Annotated in this window: 24 protein-coding genes, 1 tRNA gene and 1 pseudogene; 20 read left to right on the top strand and 6 right to left on the bottom strand. The window is 61.0% G+C overall.

The window, feature by feature from the left end; translation table 11 throughout:
* Positions 1-30: 30 nt before the first annotated feature.
* Positions 31-867, bottom strand: coding sequence for a bifunctional DNA-formamidopyrimidine glycosylase/DNA-(apurinic or apyrimidinic site) lyase (gene mutM, locus ACP7DE_RS17825; protein WP_096233481.1), 837 nt, complete (start codon positions 865-867; stop codon positions 31-33).
* A 167-nt stretch (positions 868-1,034) separates the two neighbouring features.
* On the opposite strand from mutM, the gene ACP7DE_RS17820 reads away from it, so the two are divergent.
* From ACP7DE_RS17820 to ychF, 8 genes are all read left to right on the top strand, one after another.
* Positions 1,035-2,825, top strand: coding sequence for a tetratricopeptide repeat protein (locus ACP7DE_RS17820; RefSeq protein ID WP_426073354.1), 1,791 nt, complete (start codon positions 1,035-1,037; stop codon positions 2,823-2,825).
* 72 nt (positions 2,826-2,897) lie between these two features.
* Positions 2,898-3,566, top strand: a complete 669-nt coding sequence (locus tag ACP7DE_RS17815; RefSeq protein WP_426073353.1) for an outer membrane lipoprotein LolB — start codon at positions 2,898-2,900, stop codon at positions 3,564-3,566.
* On the top strand, positions 3,563-4,447 hold the full coding sequence (ispE, locus tag ACP7DE_RS17810; protein ID WP_426073352.1) for a 4-(cytidine 5'-diphospho)-2-C-methyl-D-erythritol kinase: 885 nt from the start codon (positions 3,563-3,565) through the stop codon (positions 4,445-4,447). The genes ACP7DE_RS17815 and ispE overlap by 4 nt, the downstream gene beginning before the upstream one ends.
* Positions 4,448-4,535: 88 nt before the next feature.
* Positions 4,536-4,612 (top strand) — tRNA-Gln (locus tag ACP7DE_RS17805).
* A gap of 151 nt (positions 4,613-4,763) precedes the next feature.
* Positions 4,764-5,714 (top strand): ribose-phosphate pyrophosphokinase, encoded by a 951-nt coding sequence (locus tag ACP7DE_RS17800; protein ID WP_034753270.1) that lies wholly within the window; start codon positions 4,764-4,766, stop codon positions 5,712-5,714.
* Between the two features lie 168 nt (positions 5,715-5,882).
* A complete protein-coding gene (locus ACP7DE_RS17795) occupies positions 5,883-6,494 on the top strand; it encodes a 50S ribosomal protein L25/general stress protein Ctc (protein ID WP_426073351.1) in 612 nt (203 codons plus the stop codon).
* Between the two features lie 115 nt (positions 6,495-6,609).
* Entirely contained in the window at positions 6,610-7,194 is a 585-nt protein-coding gene (gene pth, locus ACP7DE_RS17790; protein WP_426073350.1) for an aminoacyl-tRNA hydrolase, read from the top strand.
* 215 nt (positions 7,195-7,409) lie between these two features.
* Positions 7,410-8,501 (top strand): redox-regulated ATPase YchF, encoded by a 1,092-nt coding sequence (gene ychF, locus ACP7DE_RS17785; protein WP_102121118.1) that lies wholly within the window; start codon positions 7,410-7,412, stop codon positions 8,499-8,501.
* 68 nt (positions 8,502-8,569) lie between these two features.
* Here ychF and ACP7DE_RS17780 read toward each other — a convergent pair whose 3' ends face one another.
* The gene (locus tag ACP7DE_RS17780) at positions 8,570-10,282 is read right to left on the bottom strand and encodes an ATP-binding protein (protein ID WP_426073349.1); all 1,713 of its coding nucleotides are present in this window, start codon (positions 10,280-10,282) and stop codon (positions 8,570-8,572) included.
* 418 nt (positions 10,283-10,700) lie between these two features.
* Complete coding sequence (locus ACP7DE_RS17775) at positions 10,701-10,964, bottom strand: hypothetical protein (RefSeq protein WP_426073396.1); 264 nt, start codon at positions 10,962-10,964, stop codon at positions 10,701-10,703.
* Here ACP7DE_RS17775 and ACP7DE_RS17770 point away from each other — a divergent pair.
* Both ACP7DE_RS17770 and ACP7DE_RS17765 read left to right on the top strand, forming a co-directional pair.
* Positions 10,925-11,254, top strand: a pseudogene (locus ACP7DE_RS17770) (YDG domain-containing protein); the annotation flags it as partial. The gene ACP7DE_RS17775 and the pseudogene ACP7DE_RS17770 sit on opposite strands and share 40 nt — an antisense overlap.
* Positions 11,255-11,271: 17 nt before the next feature.
* The gene (locus ACP7DE_RS17765; RefSeq protein ID WP_426073395.1) at positions 11,272-11,433 is read left to right on the top strand and encodes a hypothetical protein; all 162 of its coding nucleotides are present in this window, start codon (positions 11,272-11,274) and stop codon (positions 11,431-11,433) included.
* A gap of 12 nt (positions 11,434-11,445) precedes the next feature.
* Here ACP7DE_RS17765 and ACP7DE_RS17760 read toward each other — a convergent pair whose 3' ends face one another.
* Complete coding sequence (locus ACP7DE_RS17760) at positions 11,446-12,273, bottom strand: MipA/OmpV family protein (RefSeq protein ID WP_426073348.1); 828 nt, start codon at positions 12,271-12,273, stop codon at positions 11,446-11,448.
* A complete protein-coding gene (locus ACP7DE_RS17755; RefSeq protein WP_426073347.1) occupies positions 12,270-12,764 on the bottom strand; it encodes a hypothetical protein in 495 nt (164 codons plus the stop codon). Before ACP7DE_RS17755 ends, ACP7DE_RS17760 begins: the two co-directional genes overlap by 4 nt.
* A gap of 133 nt (positions 12,765-12,897) precedes the next feature.
* Here ACP7DE_RS17755 and ACP7DE_RS17750 point away from each other — a divergent pair, with 133 nt between their 5' ends.
* From ACP7DE_RS17750 to ACP7DE_RS17740, 3 genes are all read left to right on the top strand, one after another.
* Positions 12,898-13,992, top strand: coding sequence for a type II asparaginase (locus tag ACP7DE_RS17750; protein ID WP_426073346.1), 1,095 nt, complete (start codon positions 12,898-12,900; stop codon positions 13,990-13,992).
* 129 nt (positions 13,993-14,121) lie between these two features.
* Positions 14,122-14,982, top strand: a complete 861-nt coding sequence (locus tag ACP7DE_RS17745; RefSeq protein ID WP_426073345.1) for an MOSC domain-containing protein — start codon at positions 14,122-14,124, stop codon at positions 14,980-14,982.
* Between the two features lie 34 nt (positions 14,983-15,016).
* Positions 15,017-16,177 (top strand): DUF484 family protein, encoded by a 1,161-nt coding sequence (locus ACP7DE_RS17740; protein ID WP_426073344.1) that lies wholly within the window; start codon positions 15,017-15,019, stop codon positions 16,175-16,177.
* A gap of 14 nt (positions 16,178-16,191) precedes the next feature.
* Here ACP7DE_RS17740 and ACP7DE_RS17735 read toward each other — a convergent pair whose 3' ends face one another.
* Complete coding sequence (locus ACP7DE_RS17735; protein ID WP_426073343.1) at positions 16,192-18,171, bottom strand: cation:proton antiporter; 1,980 nt, start codon at positions 18,169-18,171, stop codon at positions 16,192-16,194.
* 84 nt (positions 18,172-18,255) lie between these two features.
* Between ACP7DE_RS17735 and ACP7DE_RS17730 the strand changes: the two genes are divergently transcribed.
* The 7 genes from ACP7DE_RS17730 to hpf all read left to right on the top strand — a co-directional run bounded on the left by ACP7DE_RS17730 (position 18,256) and on the right by hpf (position 23,754).
* Positions 18,256-19,290, top strand: coding sequence for a KpsF/GutQ family sugar-phosphate isomerase (locus ACP7DE_RS17730; protein ID WP_426073342.1), 1,035 nt, complete (start codon positions 18,256-18,258; stop codon positions 19,288-19,290).
* Positions 19,290-19,823: a KdsC family phosphatase gene (locus ACP7DE_RS17725; RefSeq protein ID WP_096233521.1), complete on the top strand. Its 534-nt coding sequence runs from the start codon at positions 19,290-19,292 to the stop codon at positions 19,821-19,823. Before ACP7DE_RS17730 ends, ACP7DE_RS17725 begins: the two co-directional genes overlap by 1 nt.
* 45 nt (positions 19,824-19,868) lie before the next feature.
* Complete coding sequence (gene lptC / locus ACP7DE_RS17720) at positions 19,869-20,480, top strand: LPS export ABC transporter periplasmic protein LptC (protein WP_426073341.1); 612 nt, start codon at positions 19,869-19,871, stop codon at positions 20,478-20,480.
* Positions 20,481-20,505: 25 nt separating this feature from the next.
* The gene (lptA, locus tag ACP7DE_RS17715; protein WP_426073340.1) at positions 20,506-21,087 is read left to right on the top strand and encodes a lipopolysaccharide transport periplasmic protein LptA; all 582 of its coding nucleotides are present in this window, start codon (positions 20,506-20,508) and stop codon (positions 21,085-21,087) included.
* Positions 21,087-21,842 carry an LPS export ABC transporter ATP-binding protein gene (gene lptB / locus ACP7DE_RS17710; RefSeq protein ID WP_099760888.1) on the top strand — a complete coding sequence of 252 codons (756 nt, stop codon included), beginning with the start codon at positions 21,087-21,089 and terminating at the stop codon, positions 21,840-21,842. The genes lptA and lptB overlap by 1 nt, the downstream gene beginning before the upstream one ends.
* Before the next feature lie 4 nt (positions 21,843-21,846).
* Positions 21,847-23,325, top strand: a complete 1,479-nt coding sequence (locus ACP7DE_RS17705; protein WP_426073339.1) for an RNA polymerase factor sigma-54 — start codon at positions 21,847-21,849, stop codon at positions 23,323-23,325.
* A gap of 69 nt (positions 23,326-23,394) precedes the next feature.
* Positions 23,395-23,754, top strand: coding sequence for a ribosome hibernation-promoting factor, HPF/YfiA family (gene hpf, locus ACP7DE_RS17700; RefSeq protein WP_426073338.1), 360 nt, complete (start codon positions 23,395-23,397; stop codon positions 23,752-23,754).
* The last annotated feature ends 146 nt before the right edge of the window (positions 23,755-23,900 follow it).

Genomic DNA, 23,900 nt, shown 5'->3' with positions numbered 1-23,900 from the left:
CTCCCTTTGCCTATGACATACTGTTGACAGCTATTTCTGGCAATTCACGCAGTAAAACGTGGAACGCTGACCCTGCACGATTTGCCGGATAGTCGCGCCGCAGACGCGGCACGGCTTGCCTGCGCGGTTGTACGTGAAATACGTCTGCTGGAAGTAGCCGGACTGGCCGTTCACGCCGATGAAGTCGCGCAGGGTGCTGCCGCCTTGCACGATGGCTTCGGCCAGCACGTCGCGGATCGATTGCGCCAGTTTCTCATAGCGGGCCAGGCCGATGCGCCGGGCCGGCGTCTTTGGGTTGATCCCCGCGCGAAACAGGCTTTCGGAACAATAGATATTGCCCACGCCGACGACGATGTCGCCCGCCATCAGCACCTGCTTGATGTTGGTGCCCTTGTTGCGCGTTTTCTCGAACAGCAACTGGCCCGTGAAGCCGCCTTCCAGCGGCTCCGTGCCCAGGCCGCGCAGCAGCGCATGGCCGTCCAGCGGGCCGTCGGCCTCGTCGTGCCACAACACGGCACCGAAGCGGCGCGGGTCCGTCATGCGCAGCACCTGGCTGCCGCCATCCGCGTCTTCCACGACGAGGTCGAAATGATCGTGCTTTTGCGCCTCCGTCCCCGTCGGCAGCACGCGCAGGTGGCCCGACATGCCCAGGTGGATGATCAGCGTGCCGTGGCGGAAGTGGATCAGCAGGTATTTGCCGCGCCGCCCCGTCAATCCGATGGTTTGCCCCGACAATTGTTCGCCCAGTGCAGGGGGGAAGGGCCAGCGCAGGCCGTCGCGGCGCAGCACGACGGCGCGCACGGCGCGGCCTTCGATGTGGGGCGCGACACCGCGCCGTGTGACTTCGACTTCTGGCAATTCTGGCATAGGGCTCGAATGGTTGAAAACCGGGTAAAAAACAGGCAGTTTGCTGACGGATGGCTGGCCCGGGCACGCTATGCCGCCACGACGTATATATTTCGTTACATACGTGAAGTACGCGATAGCCGCGTTGGGCGTAGAATCAAACTTTGCCGTTTAGCCAGGATCAGCCTTTGAAAAACGCTTTCGCCATTGTAACCTTGTCCGCCCTGATGGCCACGCATGCCATGGCACAGACGCCCGTCGCCCCCGCCGATGCCGCGGCTGGCCCCTCTGTGGCCGCGCCCGTCGCGCCACAGGAAGAGGGCGCCGAGTCCAGTGCGGATGCCAAGGCGGAGGGCTTGCCGAAGGTCGAATTGAGCAGCGACTTGCTGTACAAGCTGACCCGCGCTGAAATGGAATTCAAGAGCGGCCAGTGGCAAGGGCCGTACGTGACGATGATGGTGGCGGCGCAGCAGACGCGCGACCCGCGCCTGGCGCGCCGCGCCTCCGAAATGGCGCTGGCCGCCAAGCAGGGCGGCGAAGCGCTGGCGGCCATCCGCCTGTGGCGCGAGCTGGCACCCGATTCGGACGAGGCGACCCAGTTCTTCCTCGGCTTCGTCGTGTTGACGGACAAGATCGAAGAAGCGGAACCGATTTTTGCCGAGCGCCTTGCCAATGCGCCAGCGGGCGCGCGCGGCGTGGCCTTGTTCCAGATGCAGCAGATCCTGTCGCGCTCGAATGACAAGCTGTATGCCTACTCGATGGTGACGCGCCTGGTGCAGCCCTACCTGGACATGTTCGAAGCGCACCTGGTGCTGGCGCAGGGCGCCTTGTCGATCGGCGAGCGCGAGCGCGCCATCGGCGAAGCCAACAAAGCGCTGACGATCAAGCCGAACTCCGAGCTGGCCGCGCTGACGCTGGCGCAGGTGACGGGCGAACCCGAGGCGGCAAACAAGGTGCTGGCCACGTTCCTGCAAAAGAATCCGGACGCCGTCGAAGTGCGCGGCGCGTATGCGCGCCTGCTGGTTGAGCAAAAACAGCTGGAGCCGGCGCGCGATCAATTCCTGCTGCTGCTGAAAAGCCAACCCGATAACGTGGGCGCTCTGTATGCGCTCGGCATCGTGGCGCTGCAGCTGGAAGACACCAAGGGTGCCGAGCAGTACTTCAAGCGCTTCCTCGCCGTGCTCGACAAATCGCCTGGCGACGCGCGCGATCCGTTCAAGGCCCTGATGATTTTGTCGCAGATCGCCGAGACGCGCGGCGATACGGCCGGCGCCATCGCCTGGCTGGACAAGGTAGACAACAGCGCTTCCGCCGGTTATGTCGAGGCGCGTTTGCGCCGCGCCCAGCTGATTGCCCGTGGCGGCAATCTCGATGCGGCCCGCAAGGCGCTGACGGAAATCGAAACGGACGATCCGGCAAGCCAGGCGCAGGTGCTGCTGGTCGACGCGCAATTCCTGCGCGATGCCGGCTATGTGCAAAGCGCTTATACGGTGCTGGAAAACGCCTTGCTGCGCTTCCCCGACAATCCGGAACTACTGTACGACTACGCCTTGCTGGCCGAACGCCTGGATAAACTCGAGCTGATGGAAGCGAGCCTGCGCCGGGTCATGGCGCTGGCGCCCGACAACCAGCATGCGTATAACGCCCTGGGCTACTCGCTGGCCGAACGGGGCATCCGCCTGCAGGAAGCCCATGCGCTGATCGAGAAGGCGCTGCAGATGGCGCCGGGCGATCCTTTCATCATGGACAGCATGGGCTGGGTGCAGTTCCGCATGGGCAACCTGGCTGCGGCGGAAAACGCGCTGCGCCGCGCCTATGCCGTGCGCAGTGATCCGGAAATCGCCGTCCACCTGGGCGAAGTGTTGTGGCAGAAGGGCGACAAGGATGAAGCGCAAAAATTGTGGCGCGATGCGCAACGCAAGGACCCGAAAAACGATGCGCTGAAAAGCACCCTGGCGCGCCTGAATGTCAGTCTGTGATTGAGCCGATTAACTTCACTATAAAAACCAGCGCCATGGCGCTGGTTTTTCCTTTTGCCCATGTTCAAACCCATGCTTAAACATTGCCTGCCCCTGACTATCCTGTCCCTGTCCCTGTCCCTGTCCTTGGCCCTCTCGGCCTGCTCGACCCTGAGTTCTCCATTCTCGTCCGGCGCCGCGCCATCGGGTACGGCCGTGGCCCCGTACCGCGAACAGGTGGAGCTGACGGGCCGCTTGAACGTGGTGTACCAGAAGGATGACAAGCCCGAATCGGCCACCGTCAATTTCAACTGGCAGCAGACGGCCCAGCGCACGGACGTGACCCTGTATTCGCCCGTCGGCAGCACCTTGGCGACGATTGCCGTCACGCCGCAGCAGGCCGTATTGACGCAAAGCGGCAAGGCGCCGCGCAGCGCGCCCGATGTCGATACCCTGAGCGCGCAGATGCTGGGTTGGTCCTTGCCGGTGTCGGGCTTGCGCGACTGGCTGCAAGGCCATGCCGTGGGCGCCGACGGCAAGCGCTTCGTCGCTTCGCCGGCCAACGACAGCGTGACCACCAAAGACGGCTGGCGTTTGCGCTATGTGTCATGGCAAGAAGTAGGGCAAAATGCGGGCGAAAATACACCGGGCGCCTTGCCGCAACCGCGGCGTATCGATGCCGAACGCAATGCCAGCGCGCAGGCCGATGCCGTCTCGCTGCGCATCGTGCTCGATCCTGCCCCTTCCGCACCTGCACCATGACACTGACGACTCTGAACCATTGCCCGGCCCCGGCCAAGCTGAACTTATTTCTACACGTCAACGGCCGCCGCGCCGATGGCTACCATCTGCTGCAAACGGTGTTCCAATTGCTCGACCATGGCGACACCCTGCACTTCGCGCTGCGCAACGATACGGCGATTGTCCGCGTGACGGTGCTGGCCGGCGTGCCGGAGGAGCAGGACCTGATCATCCGCGCCGCGAAATTGCTGCAGGCCGAAGTAATGCGCCGCACGGGCGCCTTGCCGCGCGGCGTCGATATCGCCATCGACAAGGTGCTGCCCATGGGCGGTGGCCTGGGAGGCGGCTCGTCCGATGCGGCCACGGCGCTGATGGCGCTGAACCGTTTGTGGCAAGCGGGGTTGACGCGCGAAGAATTGATGGCGCTGGGCTTGCCGCTGGGCGCCGATATCCCGTTTTTCATCTTTGGCGAGAATGCCTTTGCCGAAGGCGTGGGCGAAGCCTTGCAGCCTGTCGCCACGCCAGAATGCTGGTATGTGGTGATTGAGCCGGGCGTGCAAGTGCCCACCGCTGCAATTTTTTGCGCGGAAGGCTTGACGAGAAATACCGAACCCGTCACAATAGCGGACTTTTCCAGGTACCTCGCAGAAGGAAACAATGCTGGCGGGTTTGGTAAGAATGATTTGCAGCAAGTAGCATGCAGTCTTTTCAAGCCGGTAGCAGATGCGGTAGAATGGCTGAGTGCTTACGGTGAGGCCAGGATGACTGGTTCCGGTGCTTGTGTGTTTAGTGCGTTTGGCAGTCAGGAAGAAGCGGATGCGGTGCTCAGCAATGTGCCACCAGTCTGGGTCGCCTGGAAGGCAAAAGCGCTGAATCGCCACCCGATGCTCACGGTGTTGTGAAGCAAAGTAAGCAGCAAAAAAAGATTTTGCTTAGCGTCAAATAGTCGGTATAATACTGGCCAACATGACGGCAAGCAGTCAGTAACGTAGGGGAATCGCCAAGCTGGTTAAGGCACTGGATTTTGATTCCAGCATGCGAAGGTTCGAATCCTTCTTCCCCTGCCACTCATTTCACCGTAGTCTGTCGATGCGAAGTTGGCGTCCAGTACGGGAAAAAGCAGATGTGCCGCCACGCGGCATATTCTAAACAATGACTGACCGGGCCTATGCCCGGTTAGTGCTTTTCAAGACTTCTATATCACCTCTTGGGACTCCCATGGCTTACGAAAACCTGATGGTTTTTACCGGCAACGCGAATCCAGCGTTGGCAGAGGGGGTCGCAAAAAACCTCGGCATTCCTCTCGGTAAAGCAAACGTTTCGAAATTCTCCGACGGCGAAGTAATGGTCGAGATTAACGAAAACGTGCGCGGCAAGGATGTTTTTGTTTTGCAATCCACCTGTGCTCCAACCAACGACAGCCTGATGGAAATCATGCTGATGGTTGATGCCTTGAAACGTGCTTCCGCTGGCCGCATCACCGCCGCGATTCCTTACTTCGGCTACGCCCGCCAAGACCGTCGTCCGCGCTCCGCGCGTGTAGCGATTTCGGCCAAGGTGGTAGCGAACATGCTGGAAGAAGCCGGTGTCGAGCGCGTCCTGATCATGGATTTGCACGCTGACCAGATTCAAGGTTTCTTCGATATCCCAGTCGACAATATTTACGCTTCGCCAATTTTGCTGGGTGACCTGCAAAAGAAAAACTACCAGGATTTGCTGGTGGTGTCGCCGGACGTCGGCGGTGTGGTACGTGCGCGCGCCCTGGCAAAACGCCTGGGCTGCGACCTGGCCATCATCGACAAGCGCCGTCCAAAAGCGAACGTGTCCGAAGTGATGAACATCATCGGTGAAGTCGAAGGCCGCAATTGCGTGATCATGGATGACATGGTCGACACGGCAGGCACCCTGACCAAGGCTGCCGAAGTGCTCAAAGAGCGTGGCGCGAAAAAAGTCGTGGCGTATTGCACGCACGCGGTGCTGTCCGGCCCGGCGATCGACCGTATTTCGGCATCGCCACTCGATGAACTGGTCGTGACCGACACGATCCCCCTGTCCGAAGCGGCCCTGGCCTGCGGCAAGATCCGTCAATTGACGTGCGCGCCATTGCTGGCCGAGACGTTCAAGCGCATCATCAAGGGTGATTCGGTTATTTCCCTCTTTATCGATTAATTCGGCAAGAGTAGCAACAGACGTAATGCCTGCGGCGCGACCGGCTTTTTGCCTGTTGCGCCGCAGTGTTTTAGTTTTCGGGGCGCTTATGCGCCCATTTCCGAAGATTCCTGGTCGCGGGAATCTTCATAACACAAGGTGCAAGCCTTGTTCTTCTTGGAGTTTCACATGAAAGTTATCGCATTTAAACGCGAATTGCAAGGTTCCGGAGCGAGCCGCCGCCTGCGCATTTCCGGCCAAACCCCTGGTATCGTCTACGGTGGCGCTGAAGCCCCTGTGCTGATCTCGCTGGATCATAACGCCCTGTACCACGCGTTGAAAAAAGAAGTGTTCCACTCGTCGATCCTGGACCTGGAAATCGACGGCGTTTCCCAGCAAGTTCTGTTGCGCGACTTCCAAGTCCACGCATACAAACAACTGGTTCTGCACGCTGACTTCCAGCGCGTTGACGCTAAGCAAGCTATCCACGTGAAAGTGGCGCTGCACTTCATCAACGCTGACGTTTCCCCAGCAGTCAAACTGCATGGCGCGACCATCAGCCACGTTGCCAACGAAATCGAAGTTTCGTGCCTGCCAGGCCAACTGCCAGAATTCATCAACGTTGACCTGTCGAACATCGACGTCGGTCACTCGCTGCACGTCGGCGACCTGGTCCTGCCAGCTGGCGTGACCGTTGTCACCCACGGCGCCAACCTGACCATCGCTACCGCTTCGGTACCGGCTGGCCACGTTGCTGCTGAAGCTGAAGCAGCTGCTGCTGTTGAAGCCGACAAGAAGTAATTTTGCCGCCGCAGCAATGCGGTAGTCGCAAGGAAAAACCCGCCAGGTTCGCCGCGCGGGTTTTTTTCTGCCTGTTTTCACCGATAATGTTTTCTTTTTCATTGCAGACAAAGCCATGCCCATACGCCTGATCGTCGGCCTCGGCAACCCGGGACCCGAATACGAACAAACCCGCCACAATGCCGGTTTCTGGCTGGTGGACAATCTTGCCAACAGCTTGCCCGGCACGCGCTTGCAGCGCGATTCGCGCTATAACGCCATGCTGGCGAAAACGTCGATAGCCGGCAAGGAAGTCTGGCTGCTCGAGCCGTTGACGTTTATGAACCGCTCGGGCCAGTCCGTGGGCGCGCTGGCGCGCTTCTTCAAGATCGCCGCCGATGAAGTGCTGGTGGTGCACGATGAGCTCGATCTGATGCCGGGCATTGCGCGCCTGAAGAAGGGCGGCTCGGCCGGCGGCCACAATGGCTTGAAGGACATCACGGCCGCGCTGGGCACGCAGGATTACTGGCGCTTGCGCCTGGGCATTGGTCACCCGCGCACCTTGAGCCTGCAGCAGCAAGTGGCCGATTTCGTGCTGCACCGTCCACGCCGCGAAGACCAGGAGCTGATCGAGCAAGCCATCGACAAATCCTTGCAGGAGATGCCGCAGATCGTCGAAGGCAAGTTCGAGGCAGCGACCATGAAGCTGCATACGGCTTGAGAGTAGGGCCTGATGGCGTCATGATACGGCTGTTTTGGCGTCATTTGCCCATCATCGGGCTTTTGAAGCGCGCGGGACACGGGTACAATTGACCCCTTGAAATGCAGCACACGCACTATCCCCGGAAAAGGGCGAACAATCGCTCCGTTTTCCCTAACAGCACGGCAAGCACGCCGATAGACGGCGCCATGTGCTTTGATTATTAAAGGTTTTCCATGAGTCTCCAATGCGGTATCGTCGGCTTGCCGAACGTCGGCAAGTCCACCCTGTTCAATGCACTGACGAAAGCCGGCATCCCGGCTGAAAACTATCCGTTCTGCACCATCGAGCCGAACGTCGGTGTCGTCGAAGTGCCGGATCCACGCATGGATGCGCTGGCCGCCATCGTCAAGCCGGAACGCACGGTCAACGCCATCGTGGAATTCGTCGACATCGCCGGTCTGGTGGCCGGCGCATCGAAGGGCGAGGGCCTGGGCAACCAGTTCCTGTCGCACATCCGCGAAACGGACGCCATCGTCAACGTCGTGCGCTGTTTTGAAGATGACAACGTCATCCACGTGGCCGGTAAGATCAATCCGCTCGACGATATTGAAGTCATCCAGACCGAACTGGCGCTGGCCGACATGGGCACCGTGGAAAAAGCCATCCACCGCGAAAACAAGAAAGCCCGCTCGGGCGACAAGGATGCTGCCAAGCTGCTGGCCATTATGGAACGCATGATGCCTTACCTGAACGACGCCAAGCCGGTGCGCGCGATGGGCCTGGATGCTGACGAAATGGAACTGATCAAGCCTCTGTGCCTGATCACGGCCAAGCCAGCCATGTTCGTGGCCAACGTGTCCGACACGGGCTTCACCAACAACCCGTTGCTGGACCAGCTGACGGCCTACGCGCAATCGCAAAACGCCCCTATCGTCGCTATCTGCGCGGCGCTGGAAGCGGAAATCGCCGACCTGGACGACGCCGACAAGGGTGCTTTCCTGGCCGACATGGGCATGCAAGAGCCAGGTCTGGACCGCCTGATCCGCAGCGCCTACAAGCTGCTGGGCCTGCAAACCTACTTCACGGCTGGCGTGAAGGAAGTGCGCGCCTGGACTATCCATGTGGGCGACACGGCACCGCAAGCGGCCGGCGTGATCCACACCGACTTCGAACGCGGCTTCATCCGCGCGCAAACCATCGCCTATGACGACTTCATTGCCTACAAGGGCGAAGCAGGCGCCAAGGAAGCGGGCAAGATGCGCGCCGAAGGCAAGGAATACGTGGTCAAGGATGGCGACGTGCTGAACTTCCTGTTCAACGTCTAAACGTATGGCAGATAAAAAAACCTCGCGGCTTGCGAGGTTTTTTTGCTTTAGGCGCATCGCCAGACAGGCTAGCGTGTCTCGACTCCTTTTGGCGGAGCAGCCGTCATGCTTAGCGCCGTGTCGAGCGCCTCCATGAACTCGGGTACGTTGATGGGCTTGGTCAGATAGCGCAGGAAGCCGGCATCGAGGCCCTTGCGTATGTCGCGCGGCAGGGCGTTGGCTGACAAGGCGATGACGGGAATGTGCGCCGTCAGCGGATCGAGGCGCAGCAAACCCAGCACCTCGGTGCCGCTGATGCCGGGCAGGTTGATATCCATCAGGATCAGGTCGGGCTGATGCTGGCGCGCCAGCGCGATGCCAAGGTGTCCATCAATGGCGCTGAGCATGCCCAGGTCGCTACGGCGGGCGATCAGTTGCTCAACCAGGATTAGATTGGCCGGATTGTCTTCCACATACAGTACCTTGCGGCAAGGGGTATCGCAGGACACCTCGCCCGATGGTTCCCGGCCCAGGTCTGCCGCATGCGTGCCGAGCAGCAGTTCGGGAGCGGATGAGGCCGCCAGTTCGATCCAGAACAGCGTGCCGACCCCGATTTCGCTCTCCACCCCCAGCGTACCGCCCATCAGTTCGACCAGTTGCTTGGTCACCACGAGGCCGATGCCGGTACCTTCCTCGACGCCGGCTTCCTGTCCCAGCCGGTTAAATGGCTGAAACAACTGCGCAAGTTGCTCGCTACGCAAGCCATTGCCTGTGTCGCGCACGCTCAGGCGTACCCGTTCGCCATGCAATTTGCATTCCACCAGTACGCTGCCGCCCGTGCGGTTGTATTTGATCGCGTTCGACAGCAGATTGATGACCACCTGTTTGACGCGCGTCAAGTCGGCATGCACGTAGAACGGCTGGTCGAGCGAGGGGAAAGACAGCGTGATATTGCGTTTTTGCGCTTGCGGCATGATCATGGCGCGGCAGTCGCGCAAGACATCAGTGAGCGCCATCGCCTCGCGCGACATGGCGACCCGCCCCGATTCGATCATCGACAGGTCGAGAATTTCATTGATCAGGCGTAGCAGATACCAGCCGCCATTGAGGATCTGGTCCAGCGAGCGTTGCTGCGAGGCACTGGGCGGCGGCGTGTCCGACGCCATTAGCTGGGCAAAGCCCAGTACCGCGTTGAGCGGCGTGCGCAACTCATGACTCATGCTCGACAAAAATTCCGACTTGGCGCGGTTTGCCTTGTCCGCTTGCGCACGCGCGTTTTCCAGTTCGACGCTATTGTCGCTCAGCACGCGATTGAGTAGCTCGCGCTCCTGCTCCGCATGCTTGCGCACGGTATTGTCGGTGCCGATCAGCAGATAGCCGATGATGGCCTCGTCCGCATCGCGCAGCGCCGTCACCGAGACGATCGCCGGGAAGCGGCTGCCATCCTTGCGCACATACGTCAGCTCATAACTGTCTTCGATCCCGCGCGACGCCTTGTAGACCAGTGCCTCAAAACCGGGAGCGATCAGCGTACCGAGTTCTTGCGAGAGGGCGGCGGCGCGGGCGATGACCTCGGCCGGATCGGATATGCTGGCCGGTGTAATCTGGTCGATCACCTCGTCTGCCAGATAGCCCAGCATACGCTCGGCACCGACATTGAATAATTGGATCACACCCTGTGCATCGGTGGCGATACAGGAAAAATAGGGGCTGCTGAAGATGGCTTCCTGCAGTACTCCTGCTTTCAGGAGCGCAGGCTGGGCTGCGCGTGCGGCGGCACCGGCACGGTGAATGTCGTTCATGCTTACTGCCCTTGGTTCGCAACGGCCGCTTCCGGTCGGATAGGGCTGGCTGCATATTGTTGAGCGACAGGCGCTATGGTCTTGTGAAAGACGCTGCTGTCTGTGTTGCTAAACCACATGACAAAGGATATTTTAGCAAATTTCCTCCCCGTCGCCGCGTGCATCACGCGCACAAGACGAACAGCTTGACGCTGCTCGTGCTGCTCCACAGCCGCCGAGCCGCTAGTTGCCAACATGCCGTCTTCGGCCGCTAGTATCGAGGTCAGGCGCTTGCACGTGACGAGCGTACCGTCTATCCGTAGGCGGTGCTGTTGGTCCAGACGGGCTTCCAGCCGGGCAGCCGGCTGACGTAGGCCGAGTTTAGTGCCATGGCCTTGATGATCGAACAGCACTATCGCAGCAACGGCTATGTCGTCGCTCAGGCGTATTGCCCGCGCAGGATATTCAGGATGGAATGGTCACGATCACGTTGCTGGAAGGCCAGTATGGCCAGATCGGCTTGAAATATGCGCGCGCCGCGTATGGCTGGCTCGATTACAAGCTGGGCAAGGAATTCGACAGCCCCGGGCGCCCCGGCCACGGCGAAAATCGCCAGCATCTGTGGCAGTTTTCCGCTGATACGCTCGCGCCACAGCACTGTATATGCGCAGCTTGTCGGCACCGGCAAGGTCGTTGCCGACAACTGCTACAGCCTCGGCGGCGGCGACATGGCGCGCTTCGCGCTGTTCGGCAACGGTACGGGCAGCAGCTCGGCCAATATCAGCGCGCTGCGATCATCGGGCCAGCAAGGTCTACGACGGCAACCAAGGCGCCAATATCACCAGCCGCAGCCTGATTGGTGTGCCGGCGTCCGATACGGCGACAGTCAGCTGTACCGGCGGTTCGGCCACCGTTGAGAATCAGAATTTTGGCAACAACAAGGCGGTGCTGGACACCGGCATGGGCCTGACCGGGGCGGACGCCAGCAACTATAGGGTCAATAGCAGCGCATGGCCAGCGCCGCGCCGCTCGACAATCGCTTTTCTTATGGCTGCTTCAATGTGCCCGCCAAGTTTTACCATGGCGTTGTCATTCCGGCCTTCATGCCATTTGACGGCATCGTGTATATCCTTCCAGAAACCCGACCGGGCAGCGCCGTGTTCCCGCACTAGCCGGCGCAATAATCATTCGACGGCCATGCGGCCCGAGCGTTGCCACGTCCACATCAGACCGATGCCGGTCGAGGTGCCGCTGTTCTGGCGCAGCAGGGGGCTGGCGCGGTTGGCGGCGTTTGCGTAGTTGTCGTAGCGTAAAAAGGCAAAGGCGCGCCAGTCCTGGTGCAAGCGGTACGAACCGCCCAGGCCCAGGCGCGTGAGCATCAGCCCGCTCTTGGCCGCATACGAAGGGCGCTGACCGGTGGCAAACGCGGCGCTCACGCCATAAAAATAATCGTTGATGGCGGTATTGCCCAGTACGGCGCCGACGCTGGCGTCCAGTTGCCATGCCTGCCGATCGCCTTGCAGCGCGTACACGAGGCGCGGCTCGAACGTGGCGCCCTGGCGGCGCAGGCCGCCGCGCGCTTCGATGACGGCGCGCAAGGGCAGTTCCAGACCCAGGCGGCTGTTGCGGGTCGGTTCGGCCAGCTTGATTTTCAGGCGCGGGCCAAACTCCACCAGGGTGCCCAAGTCCGGCATGCCGCGCCTGGCCGGCACGTCGCTGGATCTGGCCGGCAAGGACAGGGCGAAGCCCACGTCGAATTCCACTCGGTCCGTATCGAGCAGGCGCGCGCCCACGCCGGAGCGGTCGGCGCGCAAGATTTTCCCGCGATAAATCAAATAGGGCAGGGCCAGGCTGCGCGTCGAGCGCTCGCTGGCGCCGGGATAGGCGGGCGTGACGGCCGTGCCGCCAAACACGCCCGCTTCCCATAAGGGCAACGCTGGCTCTGCGGCGCACACGGGCGCCATGGCGGCGAAGAGGACGGAGGCGGCCAGCAAGGTAGGCGCGACGTTCATCGAGGGACTCCGCAAGGCTTGCCGACAGGCAGCGATTCCAGGTCGGCAAAGGCGCCCAGTGCCTGCGCTTGATGCCAGCCCAGTTCATTGCGCACGGCCAAGGCTTGCGTCGCCTTGCCTTGGCGGTCATACAGGTCGATCAGCGCCTTGTAGCTGAGGGCGCTCGATTGTGTGCTGTGCTTCGCCAGCGCGATGGCTTCCCGGAAATGAAACTCGGCCGCATCGTAGCGGCAGGCCCCGCTGGCGGTGCGTCCCGCCTGGTGATGCAGCCGCGCCCGCCAAGCGAGGTCGCCTTGGCCCAGTTCGACATTGTCGGCCGCGGTTGCGTAGCTGCGCATGGCTTGTGCCCAGTCGCCCCGGCTGGCCGCTTCCCGCGCGAACTGCTCTTGCTCCGCCGCCGTGCGCAGTTCGATTTGCGTGGAGCAGGCAATGAGCGCCATCAAGATAAACGGCAGGACGAGACAGGATCGGATGGGCGGCAGTGTGGACATGGCGCCACTGTAGCGCATGGGCGGGCGCGCACGTTTGCACGCTACGCATGAATTGGAAATTTACCCGCGCACGGATGACATATAATTTGCATACGACTTTGTTATTTTTGACAGTACACCTCACGGGAGCACCATGTTTTCACGCAAATTTCATTCTTGTGCACAGCTGATGCTGGCTACCTTGCTGATGGGCTTTATCGCCGCTTCCCCGGCGCGCGCGCAGCAAGCGGCCGTCAAATTGCCGAATGTGGTGATTTTGGCCACGGGTGGCACCATCGCCGGCAGCGGCGCCGATAGCACCACCACCGTCGGCTACACCTCGGCCACCGTGGGCGTCGAGCGCTTGATCGCGGCCGTGCCGGAATTGAAAAAAGTGGCGAATGTGAAAGGCGAGCAAGTGTTCCAGATCGCCAGCGAAAGCATGGGCAATAGCCACTGGCTGGCGCTGGCCAAGCGCATCAACGTGTTGCTGGCCTCGAACGACGTCGATGGCGTGGTCGTCACGCACGGCACCGACACCATCGAGGAAACGGCGTATTTCCTGAACCTGACCGTGAAAAGCCATAAACCGGTCGTGGTGGTGGGCGCCATGCGTCCGTCGACCGCCATCTCGGCTGACGGCCCCATCAACTTGTACAACGCTGTGATGCTGGCAGGCAGCAAGGAAGCCGTGGGCAAGGGCGTGCTGGTGGCATTGAACGACCAGATCAACGCCGCGCGCGAAGTGACCAAAACGAACACCTCGACGACCGACACCTTCAAGTCGCCGGAACTGGGCATGCTCGGCTATATCCAGGGCAGCAAGGCCTTTTTCTACCGCCAGTCGACGCGCAAGCACACGCTGGAATCGGAATTTGACATCAGCAAGCTCGATGCTCTGCCGCAAGTGGACATCGTGTATGGCTACGCCAACATGAATCGGATCGGCATGGACGCCTTCATTGCCGCCGGCGCCAAGGGCATCATCCACGCGGGCGTGGGCGATGGCAGCGTGGCCGCGCAAATGAAGCCGGCCCTGGTGGAAGCGCGCCAGAAGGGCGTGCTGATCGTGCGCTCGAGCCGCGTCGGCCAGGGCATCGTGGCGCGTAATGGCGAAGCCAACGACGATGAACTCGACAGTGTCGTGTCCGACACCCTGAACCCGCAAAAGGCCCGCATCTTGCTGATGCTGGCCTTGACCAAAACGAATAGTACGCAAGAAATCCAGCGTATTTTCTACACGTATTGATCCTTGTCGCGCCAGGCCAGCCTCATTGGTTGAGCCTGGCTGATTTACGCTTGCCCGCTTTGCTGCCATACTTCGGTTCTGAATAACTTCCTGGCAGAAGCAGCAATACTGTTCCTTGTCCCCCTGTCCATGGCTATCCTGTCCGACATCATCCTGTATCCGATCAAATCGTGCGCCGGCATCCACTTGCAGGAGGCAGTGCTTACGCATTCCGGGCTGATGAGCGAGCATGTGTTCGACCGCGAATGGATGGTGGTGGACCTGCAGGGCCGCTTCCTGACCCAGCGCGAACATCCGCGCATGGCGCTGATCGTGCCGTCCATCAAGGCCACCACGCTCGAATTGCGCGCGCCGGGCATGCTGCGCCTGGAAATCGCGCTGGGCTTGCCGCATCCGCAACTGGCGCCCATGCTGGAGGTGCAGGTGTGGGACGATACCGTGCGCGCCTACGATTGCGACGAGGTCACGGCCACCTGGTTTTCCAACGCCATCGGCGTGCCGTGCCGCCTGGTGCGCTTTCACCCGGACGTGGTGCGCGCCACCAGCACAGAATGGGCGAATGGGACGGATGGCGTGGCCGCCTCGACTATGTTTGCCGATGGCTACCCGGTGCTGATAGCGGGTACCGCCTCGCTCGACGATGTCAATGATAAACTTCGTGCCGCCGGCCGCGAAGCGCTGCCGATGAACCGTTTTCGTCCCAACCTGGTGATCGGCGATATCGGCGCCTTCGAGGAAGACTACGCCGAGTTCCTGCAATTCGGCGCGACTACCTTGAAACCCGTCAAGCCGTGCTCGCGCTGTCCGATTCCGTCGGTGGACCAGGCCACAGGCGTGCCCGGACCGGACCCGCTCGACGTCATGCATGGCTATCGCGCCAAGCCCGAGCTCGATGGCGCCATCTGCTTCGGCATGAACGCCATCGTCACCGACGGCGGCGACGAGCGTATCGTGGTAGGGCAGGACATCGGTTTCGAACTGGCATTTTAAGCATGGCGCCCGTACAGAAGGGTTTAAGGTTTCTATGAATCAAGCAATACCGCCGGACCCGCGCATTGCCAGCCTCGAAGCCGAAAACCAGGCCTTGCGCGCGCGCATGGCTTTCCTGCTGGAACAGGTCGAGCGCAACCATGACATCATGTGCCGCCACCAGGCGTTTGACCTGGAAATCGTCAGCGCGTCCACGTTTCCCGAATTGATAGGCACCATTTTTCGCACCTTGCCCGTGATTTCCGACCTCGACGGCGTCACCCTGAGCCTGCTCGACGAGGATGACGATATTGTGCTGGTGATGGAAAAGCTGGGCGTCGATTTCAGCGCCTTTCCGCAGTTGCTGTTCGTGCATGCCGTGGCGGAGCTGGGTTTTGCTGCGCCGGCGTCCGTGGCCGAGGGGCAAGCGGCCTTGCCGCCGTTGCCGCTGCTGGGACAGTTCGATGCACCCGTGCATGGCCCGCGCTTTCCGCAGATCGACGCTCCCCTGCGCAGCGTGGCCCTGGTGCCCTTGCTGCGCAACAAGCGCCTGATTGGCAGCCTGAACCTGGCCAGCGGCGACGTGATGCGCTTTACGCCCTCGCTGGGCACGGATTTCATCAAGCACATGGCCTCCATCATCGCCATTTGCCTGGAAAACGTGATCAGCAATGAAATGCTGAAATACATCGGCTTGACCGATTCCTTGACGGGCGTCTATAACCGGCGCTATATCGACCGCCGCCTGCTGGAAGAAATCGCCCGCGCGCGGCGCCAGAATTATTGCATCTCATGCATGTATATCGACATCGACCATTTCAAGCTGGTCAATGACACCTATGGCCACCAGGGTGGCGATGAAGTGCTGCGCGAAGTGGCTACGCGCATCCGCACGGAGTTGCGCCGCTCCGATGCGCTGGGCCGCTTCGGCGGCGAGGAATTCGTTGTGCTGCTGATCGACGCCGCCCTCGATAGCGCGACGTTTGTCGCCGAACGCATCCGCGCCAGTATCGCCGGCACCATGTTTGACTTGCCGGGCAGCGCGCAAGCGTGGGTCAGCGTGTCGATCGGCGTGGCCAGCCTGGAAGCGAACGCGGCGCTGCTACCCATCGAAACGGTGGCGCAGCAACTGGTGGCGCACGCCGACCAGGCCCTGTACCAGGCCAAGGCGGGCGGACGCAACAAAGTCGTCAATTGGCAGGCGCAGGTGGGCTGACCAAGATCGGTTGATTATTTCAATAGCAATGTTTCCGCTTTGGCCACGGCATCGGCCGTGCCGCGCAGCACCACCACGTCACCGCTGGCCAGCCGCGTCTCGGGGGTAACATCAAGGCTGCCGCGGCCGCGGCGGATGGCCGTAACAAACGCGCCGCAGCCAGCCACGTCGATCGTGCTCAACGGCAAACCCACGCAGTGCGCGCCCTCGTTGATGGTGACCGTATGCAGGCGTTCCAACTCGGCATCGTCGCCCGCGTCGCTGGAACCGTGGAAATAGCCGCGCAAGGAGGCGTAGCGCTCTTCGCGCGCCGCCTGCACCCGGTGCACCACGCGGCGCAGCGGCACGCCCATCATGATCAGCGCGTGCGAAGCGAGCATCAGGCTGCCTTCCATCAATTCCGGCACCACTTCGGCCGCGCCCGCGGTTTTCAGCAGGTCGAGGTCGGTGTCGTCGTGGCTGCGCACGATAACGGGCAAAGTCGGCGCCATTTCTTTAAGTAGATGCAATAACTTCAGTGCCGAGGGTGTGTTGGCGTAGGTAATCACCACGGCGCTGGCCCGGTAGATGCCGGCCGCCACCAGGCTTTCGCGCCGGCCCGCGTCGCCATACGAGACGTGGGCACCGGCCAGTTGCGCTTCCTGCACCCGTTCCGGGTCCAGGTCCAGCGCGTGGTATTCGATCTTTTCCTCTGCCAGCAGGGTGGCCAGGCTTTGCCCGCTGCGCCCGAAGCCGGCGATCAGCACGTGTTTCTGCGACGCCATGGTGCGCGTGGCGATCTTGGTGAGCGCCAAGGATTGCATCATCCAATCGTTGGCCGCCAGTTTCATGACGATGGCGTCGGACTTGGCGATGAGGAAGGGCGCCGCCAGCATCGACAGCACCATCGAGGCCAGCACCACCTGCACGACGAACGGGTCCATCAGCTTGATGCCGCCAGCCAGGTTCAGCAGCACAAAGCCGAACTCGCCCGCCTGCGCCAGTCCCAGCCCCGTGCGCAAGGCCACGCCGTTGCTGGAACCGAACAGCCGGGCCAGGCCCGCGATCAGGGCGAATTTCAGCAGCACGGGGCCGCACAGCAGCAGCAAGACGAGCCACCAGTTGTCGAGCACGACGCGGATATTGAGCAGCATGCCGACGGTGATGAAGAATAGGCCCAGCAGCACGTCGCGGAACGGCTTGATATCCTCTTCCACCTGGTGCTTGAATTCCGTCTCGGAAATGAGCATGCCGGCAACAAACGCCCCCAGGGCCAGCGATAGCCCGGCCCGTTCCGTGATCCAGGCCGCGCCCAGCGTAATCAAGAGCAGGTTGAGCATGAACAATTCTTGCGAGCGGCGCTTGGCGACGATGGTCAGCCAGCCCCGCACCAGCTTCTGGCCGATGAACAAGAGCAAAATGAGTACGACCAAGGCCTTGCCGCCCGCCCAGGCCAGGGTTTCGGCCAGGTTGTCCGAATCGCGCGTGAGGGCGGGAATCAGGATCAGCAGGGGCACCACGGCCAAGTCCTGGAACAGCAGGATGCCGATGATCTTGCGGCCGTGTTCGCTTTCCAGCTCCAGCCGTTCCGTGAGCATTTTCGAGACGATGGCCGTCGACGACATGGCCAGCGCGCCACCCAGGGCGAAGGCGGCTTGCCAGCTCAGGTGGACGTAGGCGGACAGGTAGCGCCCGACGAACCAGCCGAAGACGACGGTGGCGACGATGGTGGTGACCACCTGCGCCATGCCAAGGCCGAAGACGATGCGCCGCATGGCGAGGAACCTGGGCAGAGAGAATTCGAGCCCGATGGAAAACATCAGGAAGACGACGCCGAACTCGGCCAGGGTGTGGCTGGCCTCGTTTTCCGCTGCCAGGCCCAGCGCGTGGGGGCCGATGACGATGCCGACGGCCAGGTAGCCCAGCATGGGCGGCAAATGCAACATTCTGAAAGCGACCACGCCCAGCACGGCGCTGCCGAGTAACATCAGGGTCAGTTCAAGCGAGGAAAACATGGGTTGCCCGGTACGGTCAATGGAAATCGTTGTTTGTTGTGACTGGCAAGTTTTTTGCTTTCCTAATTCGTTTATACTTTGGGCATGAGTGTAACCCATGAAAAAACAATGCTGAAAGCTTTTGATCGAATTGACATGCAAGCGACGATCGAGCGCGCCGTCGCGCTGGCCCGTACCACCTTGCAGATCGAGTCCGACGCCATCGTTGCGCTGCACACGCGCCTGGCCACGGACGACAGCGTGGGCCGCGCCGTGGCGATGTTGTTGCAATGCAAGGGACGCGTCGTCGTCTCCGGCATCGGCAAGTCCGGCCATATCGCGCGCAAGATTGCCGCCACCCTCGCTTCCACCGGCACCCCGGCCCTGTTCGTGCATCCGGCCGAAGCGGCCCATGGCGACCTGGGCATGGTCACCTCGGAAGATGCTTTTATTGCCATATCGTACTCCGGCGAATCGTCGGAACTGATGGCCATCATGCCCGTCGTCAAGCGTATGGGCGGCGTGCTCATTTCCATGACGGGTAAACCGAACTCCAGCCTGGCCCAGTTGGCCGACGTACACCTGGATATTTCTGTTGAGAAAGAAGCCTGTCCGCTGAACCTGGCGCCGACGGCCAGCACCACCGTGACCCTGGCCCTGGGCGATGCGATCGCCGTGGCCTTGCTCGACTTGCGCGGCTTCAAGGAAGAAGATTTCGCCCGCTCGCATCCTGGCGGCGCCCTGGGCCGTCGCCTGCTGACGCATGTGCATGACGTCATGCGCAGCGGCGAACGGGTGCCCAAGGTACCCGTGGACGCGTCCTTGCTGCAGGCGCTGGAAGAAATGACGAAGAAGGGCATGGGCATGACGGCCGTCGTCGATGCGAATGACCGCCCTGTGGGCGTGTTCACCGATGGCGACTTGCGCCGCATGTTCGAGCGCGTGCAGGATTTCACGCAAGTGGCGATCCGCGACGTCATGCATGCGCAGCCGCGCAGCATCGCGCCCGAGCGCCTGGCCGTCGACGCCGTGGCCGTGATGGAGCAGTTCCGCATCAACCAGATGTTGGTCGTCGATGCCGACGGCAAGCTGGTGGGCGCCCTGCATATTCATGATCTGACGCAAGCGAAGGTGATCTGATGGACAGCGTAGCGGACAACTTGGCGCGCGCGGCCAAGGTCAAACTGATGATCTTTGACGTCGATGGCGTGCTCACCGACGGCAGCCTGCATTTCGGCCCGGATGGCGAGATGATGAAAACGTTTAATGTGTATGATGGCCTGGGCATCAAGCTGCTGCAGGAATCGGGCGTGCAGACGGCCATCATCAGCGCGCGCCGCTCGGCCATCACGGCGCGCCGCGCGCAAGACCTGGGCATTACCCATGTGCACCAGGGCGGCCACGACAAGCTGACGCCGTTTCGCGAACTGCTGGCGCTGACGGGCTTGACGGAAGAGCAATGCGGTTATATCGGCGACGATGTCATCGATGCGCCCATCCTGCGCCGCGTGGGCTTTGCCGTCAGCGTGCCGGGCGGGCGTCCGGAAGTGCAGGGCCTGGCGCACCATGTGACGCAGGCCGGCGGCGGCCGCGGCGCGGTGCGCGAGATCTGTGAATTCCTGCTGCGCGCCCAGGACAACTATGCGCGCGTCATGGCGCCGTTCCTGGAGTGAGGCGCATTGCCATGCCGCCAGTGACATTTGAAAGAGTGAAATCCTATGCGTAAGCCAGGAGGCGCCCATCGCTGGCGCATGATTTTTACCGTGCTGGGGGCCGTCGTCTTTGCGCTGGGCAGTTTTTGGCTGTTGGAAGTGATGAACAAGAATGCCCAGGACATCACGGCCAGCAAGCATCTGGATGAGCCAGACTATTTCATCACCAATTTCAGCCTGGTGCGCATGGACTTGACGGGCAAGCCCAGCTATATCGTATCGGGCACCAAGCTCACGCATTATCCGCTGGACGATTCATCCGATATCGACCAGCCCTTCGTACGCAAGCTCACGCCAGGCATGCCGCCGATGAACATGAATGCGGAATTGGCGCATATCGACCAGGACAATACCCGGCTGCAACTGCACCGTAATGTCGTGATCGACCGCGTGGCCAGTCCGAAGGCGCAGAAACTGACAGTCAAGACGGAAGCGCTGACGGTGTTTCCGGACGAGGAAAGAATGGAAACGGACGTGCCTGTCGATATCCTGACGGGCGCCTCGCGCATCAATGGCATCGGCATGAAAGCCAATAACGCTACCGGCGTGGTGGAAGTGCAGAATGCGCTGCGCATGGTCCTCCCGCCGAAACCGCGCCCGGCCGCGGCGGCAAAATGACAGAATGAAACAAGGAAACCATACTATGAAGAACATCTTGCTGTTGACCGTATTTTCTCTGGCCATGATGGGCGTGGCGCATGCCGAGAAGGCCGATTCCGAGAAGGAAGCCGTCATCACGGCACGTAGCGGCCATGTCGATGACGTCAAGCAGGTGCGTACCCTGACGGGCGACGTCGTGCTGGTCAAGGGTACTTTGACCATGAAGGCGGGCCGGGCCCTGATCACGGAAGATCCGCAAGGCTACCAGTTCATTACCTTCTGGGCCGATCCCGGCAAGCTGGCCACCTTCCGCCAGAAGCGCGATGGCGCAGGCGATCTGTGGGTCGAAGGCGAAGCGGAGCGCGTGGAATACGACAACAAGACGGAAGTGGTGAAACTGTTTTCCAAAGCCAAGCTGACGCGCCTGGAAGGCACAAAAGTCACTGACGTGGCCAATGGCGCCTTCATCTCGTATGACAGCCGCAAGGAAGTGTTTGCGATGGAAAATTCCGACAGCGGCACCAGTACCGCGGATGGCGGCAGCGTGCGCATGGTGATCCAGCCGAAGACCAAGGCACCGGCGGCGGAGAAAGCGCCGGCCACGCCTGCGCCAGGAAAGAAATAATGGACAATACTCGTTGCGGCAGCACCCTGATCGTTCGCGGGCTGCAAAAAACCTATGGCAAGCGGCAAGTCGTGCATGATGTTTCGCTGCAAGTCGAATGCGGCGAAGTGGTCGGGCTATTGGGTCCGAACGGCGCCGGCAAGACCACCTCGTTCTACATGATCGTCGGCCTGGTGCCGTCGGACGGCGGCAGCATCGATATCAGCGGCGTGGACATTTCCCGCCTGCCGATCCACCGCCGCGCGCAGATGGGCCTGTCGTATCTGCCGCAGGAAGCATCCGTGTTTCGCAAGCTGACGGTGGAAGACAATATCCGCGCCGTGCTGGAAATCCAGACCGTCGAAGGCCGTCCCCTGAAGAAGGCCGAGATCGAGGAGCGCCTGGATAAATTGCTGGCCGACTTGCAGATTGAAAAGTTGCGCGAGAACCAGGCGCTGTCCCTGTCGGGCGGCGAGCGGCGCCGCGTGGAAATCGCCCGCGCGCTGGCCACCGACCCGCGTTTCGTGCTGCTCGACGAGCCGTTCGCCGGTGTCGACCCCATCGCCGTGATCGAGATCCAGCGTATCGTGCGCTTCTTGAAGGAGCGCAATATCGGCGTCCTCATCACCGATCATAATGTGCGCGAGACGCTGGGTATCTGCGACCGTGCCTACATTATTAACCAGGGCTCGGTGCTGGCGTCAGGACGCCCCGACGACATCATCGCGAACGAGTCGGTACGCCGGGTCTATCTGGGCGAACACTTCCGCATGTGAGCCAATGAAACAATCATTGCAGCTGCGCACTTCGCAGCACCTGGCACTGACGCCGCAGTTGCAGCAATCGATACGCCTGTTGCAATTGTCTACCCTGGAATTGCACCAGGAACTAGAGCAATTACTGACGGACAATCCCTTGCTCGAGCGCCTCGACGATCCGCTCGACCGTTCGCTGCGCCTGCTGTCCGATGGCGCCTTGAGTTCCACGGCCGCGCCGGCCGATGCACCGCCCCAGCCGCCAAGCCAGGAGGCGCCTGCAGCGCCGGCCGAAGCGGAGACCTTTGATGGCGAGGCTGGCGACAGCCCGGCCGCAGCGGATGGCGGCGACAGCGATTGGAGCGAGGCGAGCCGGGGCAAGGCGCCCGACGACGAAGATTCGCGCCCGCAACTTGAAGCCCATCACTGCACCCTGCGCGAACATTTGATGGAGCAGATGCGCGTGACGGTGCTCGAATTGCGCGACCGCGCGCTGGTCGAGCTGATCATTGACGCGCTCGACGACAATGGCTACCTGGAAGAGTCGCTCGACGACATCCTGGCACGCCTGCCGCAAGAGCTGGAAATCGACGCCGACGAGTTGCGCACGGCCTTGTCCCTGCTGCAAAGTTTCGATCCGCCCGGCGTGGGCGCGCGCAATGCGTCCGAATGCCTTGCCTTGCAAATCAAGCGTTTGCCGCATATCGCCATGGTGACGCGGCGCATGGCCCTCGTCATCGTGGAAAAGCATCTGGCCTGGTTTGCCCAGCGCGATTTCAACAAGCTGAAAAAAGCCCTTGATTGCGACGAGGAAGACTTGCGCGAAGCGCAGACCGTGATTCGCCAGTGCAATCCGCATCCGGGTGCCGTCTTCGCCTCAGATGTGTCCGATTACGTGGTGCCCGACGTCGTCGTCAAGCGCGCGCGCAATGGCTGGCAAGTCACCCTGAACAACGACGTCATGCCGCGCCTGCGCGTCAACGCCATGTACGCCAACTTGCTCAAGCAGGGCAAAGGTGAGGGCGCCATGGGCGCACAGTTGCAGGAAGCCAAGTGGCTGATCAAGAATATGCGCCAGCGCTTTGACACGATCTTGCGCGTGGCGCAGGCGATAGTAGAAAGACAAAAGAACTTTTTCTCGCATGGGGCCGTTGCCATGCGCCCCCTTGTGCTCCGTGAAATAGCTGATACACTGGGTTTACACGAGAGTACTATCTCGCGGGTAACAACTCAAAAGTACATGCTGACCCCGCATGGCATGTTTGAGTTGAAATATTTCTTTGGTAGCCACGTCGCCACCGAAGCGGGGGGCGAAGCGTCATCGACGGCGATACGGGCATTGATCGTGCAACTGACAGGAGCAGAAGACCCTAAAAATCCTTTATCCGACAGTAAGATTGCGGACATGCTGGGGGAACAAGGCATGGTGATTGCGCGACGTACTGTTGCCAAATACCGGGAAGCGTTGAAAATTCCGCCAGTGAGCCTGCGTAAGTGTTTGTAAGTTTTTTTCGGTTCCTCTGCGGGCCGGAGTCGATGGACCGCACGAACCCGATCATCTTTAGGAGTGTGTATGAATCTCACCATCAGCGGACATCATCTCGAAGTCACACCAGCCATCCGTGAATACGTACAAACGAAGCTGGAACGCGTGAAACGTCATTTCGATCAAGTCATCGATATTGCCGTGATTCTGACCGTGGATAACCTCAAAGAGAAAGAAAAACGTCAAAAGGCTGAAGTCAACCTGCGTCTGAGTGGCAAGACCGTCTACGTGGAAAGCCTGGGGCAAGACCTGTATGCCGCGATCGATACCCTGATCGACAAGTTGGACAGGCAAGTGATGAAGTACAAAACCAAAGTGCAAGGGCACGGTAAAGAGGCGATCAAGCATCTGCCAGACAACTCGGACGAAGAATTCGCCGCCGCCTAAGAACACCAAAAAACCTACTGCGCGTCGCGATTTGCGGCCTCCGATGCTTACTGTGCATATGCACAGCTCCGCTTCTCAGCCACAACTCACATCTGCTCGCTACGGTTTTCCCACGTGTTCTACGGCCTGCGACTTTGAACCGGTTG

It is taken from the genome of Janthinobacterium sp. DSP2-3-3 (genome assembly GCF_049897325.1).
Taxonomy (GTDB): domain Bacteria; phylum Pseudomonadota; class Gammaproteobacteria; order Burkholderiales; family Burkholderiaceae_D; genus Janthinobacterium.
Note: the sequence above shows the minus strand (reverse complement) of the source record. Positions and strands in the feature narration are given on the sequence as shown.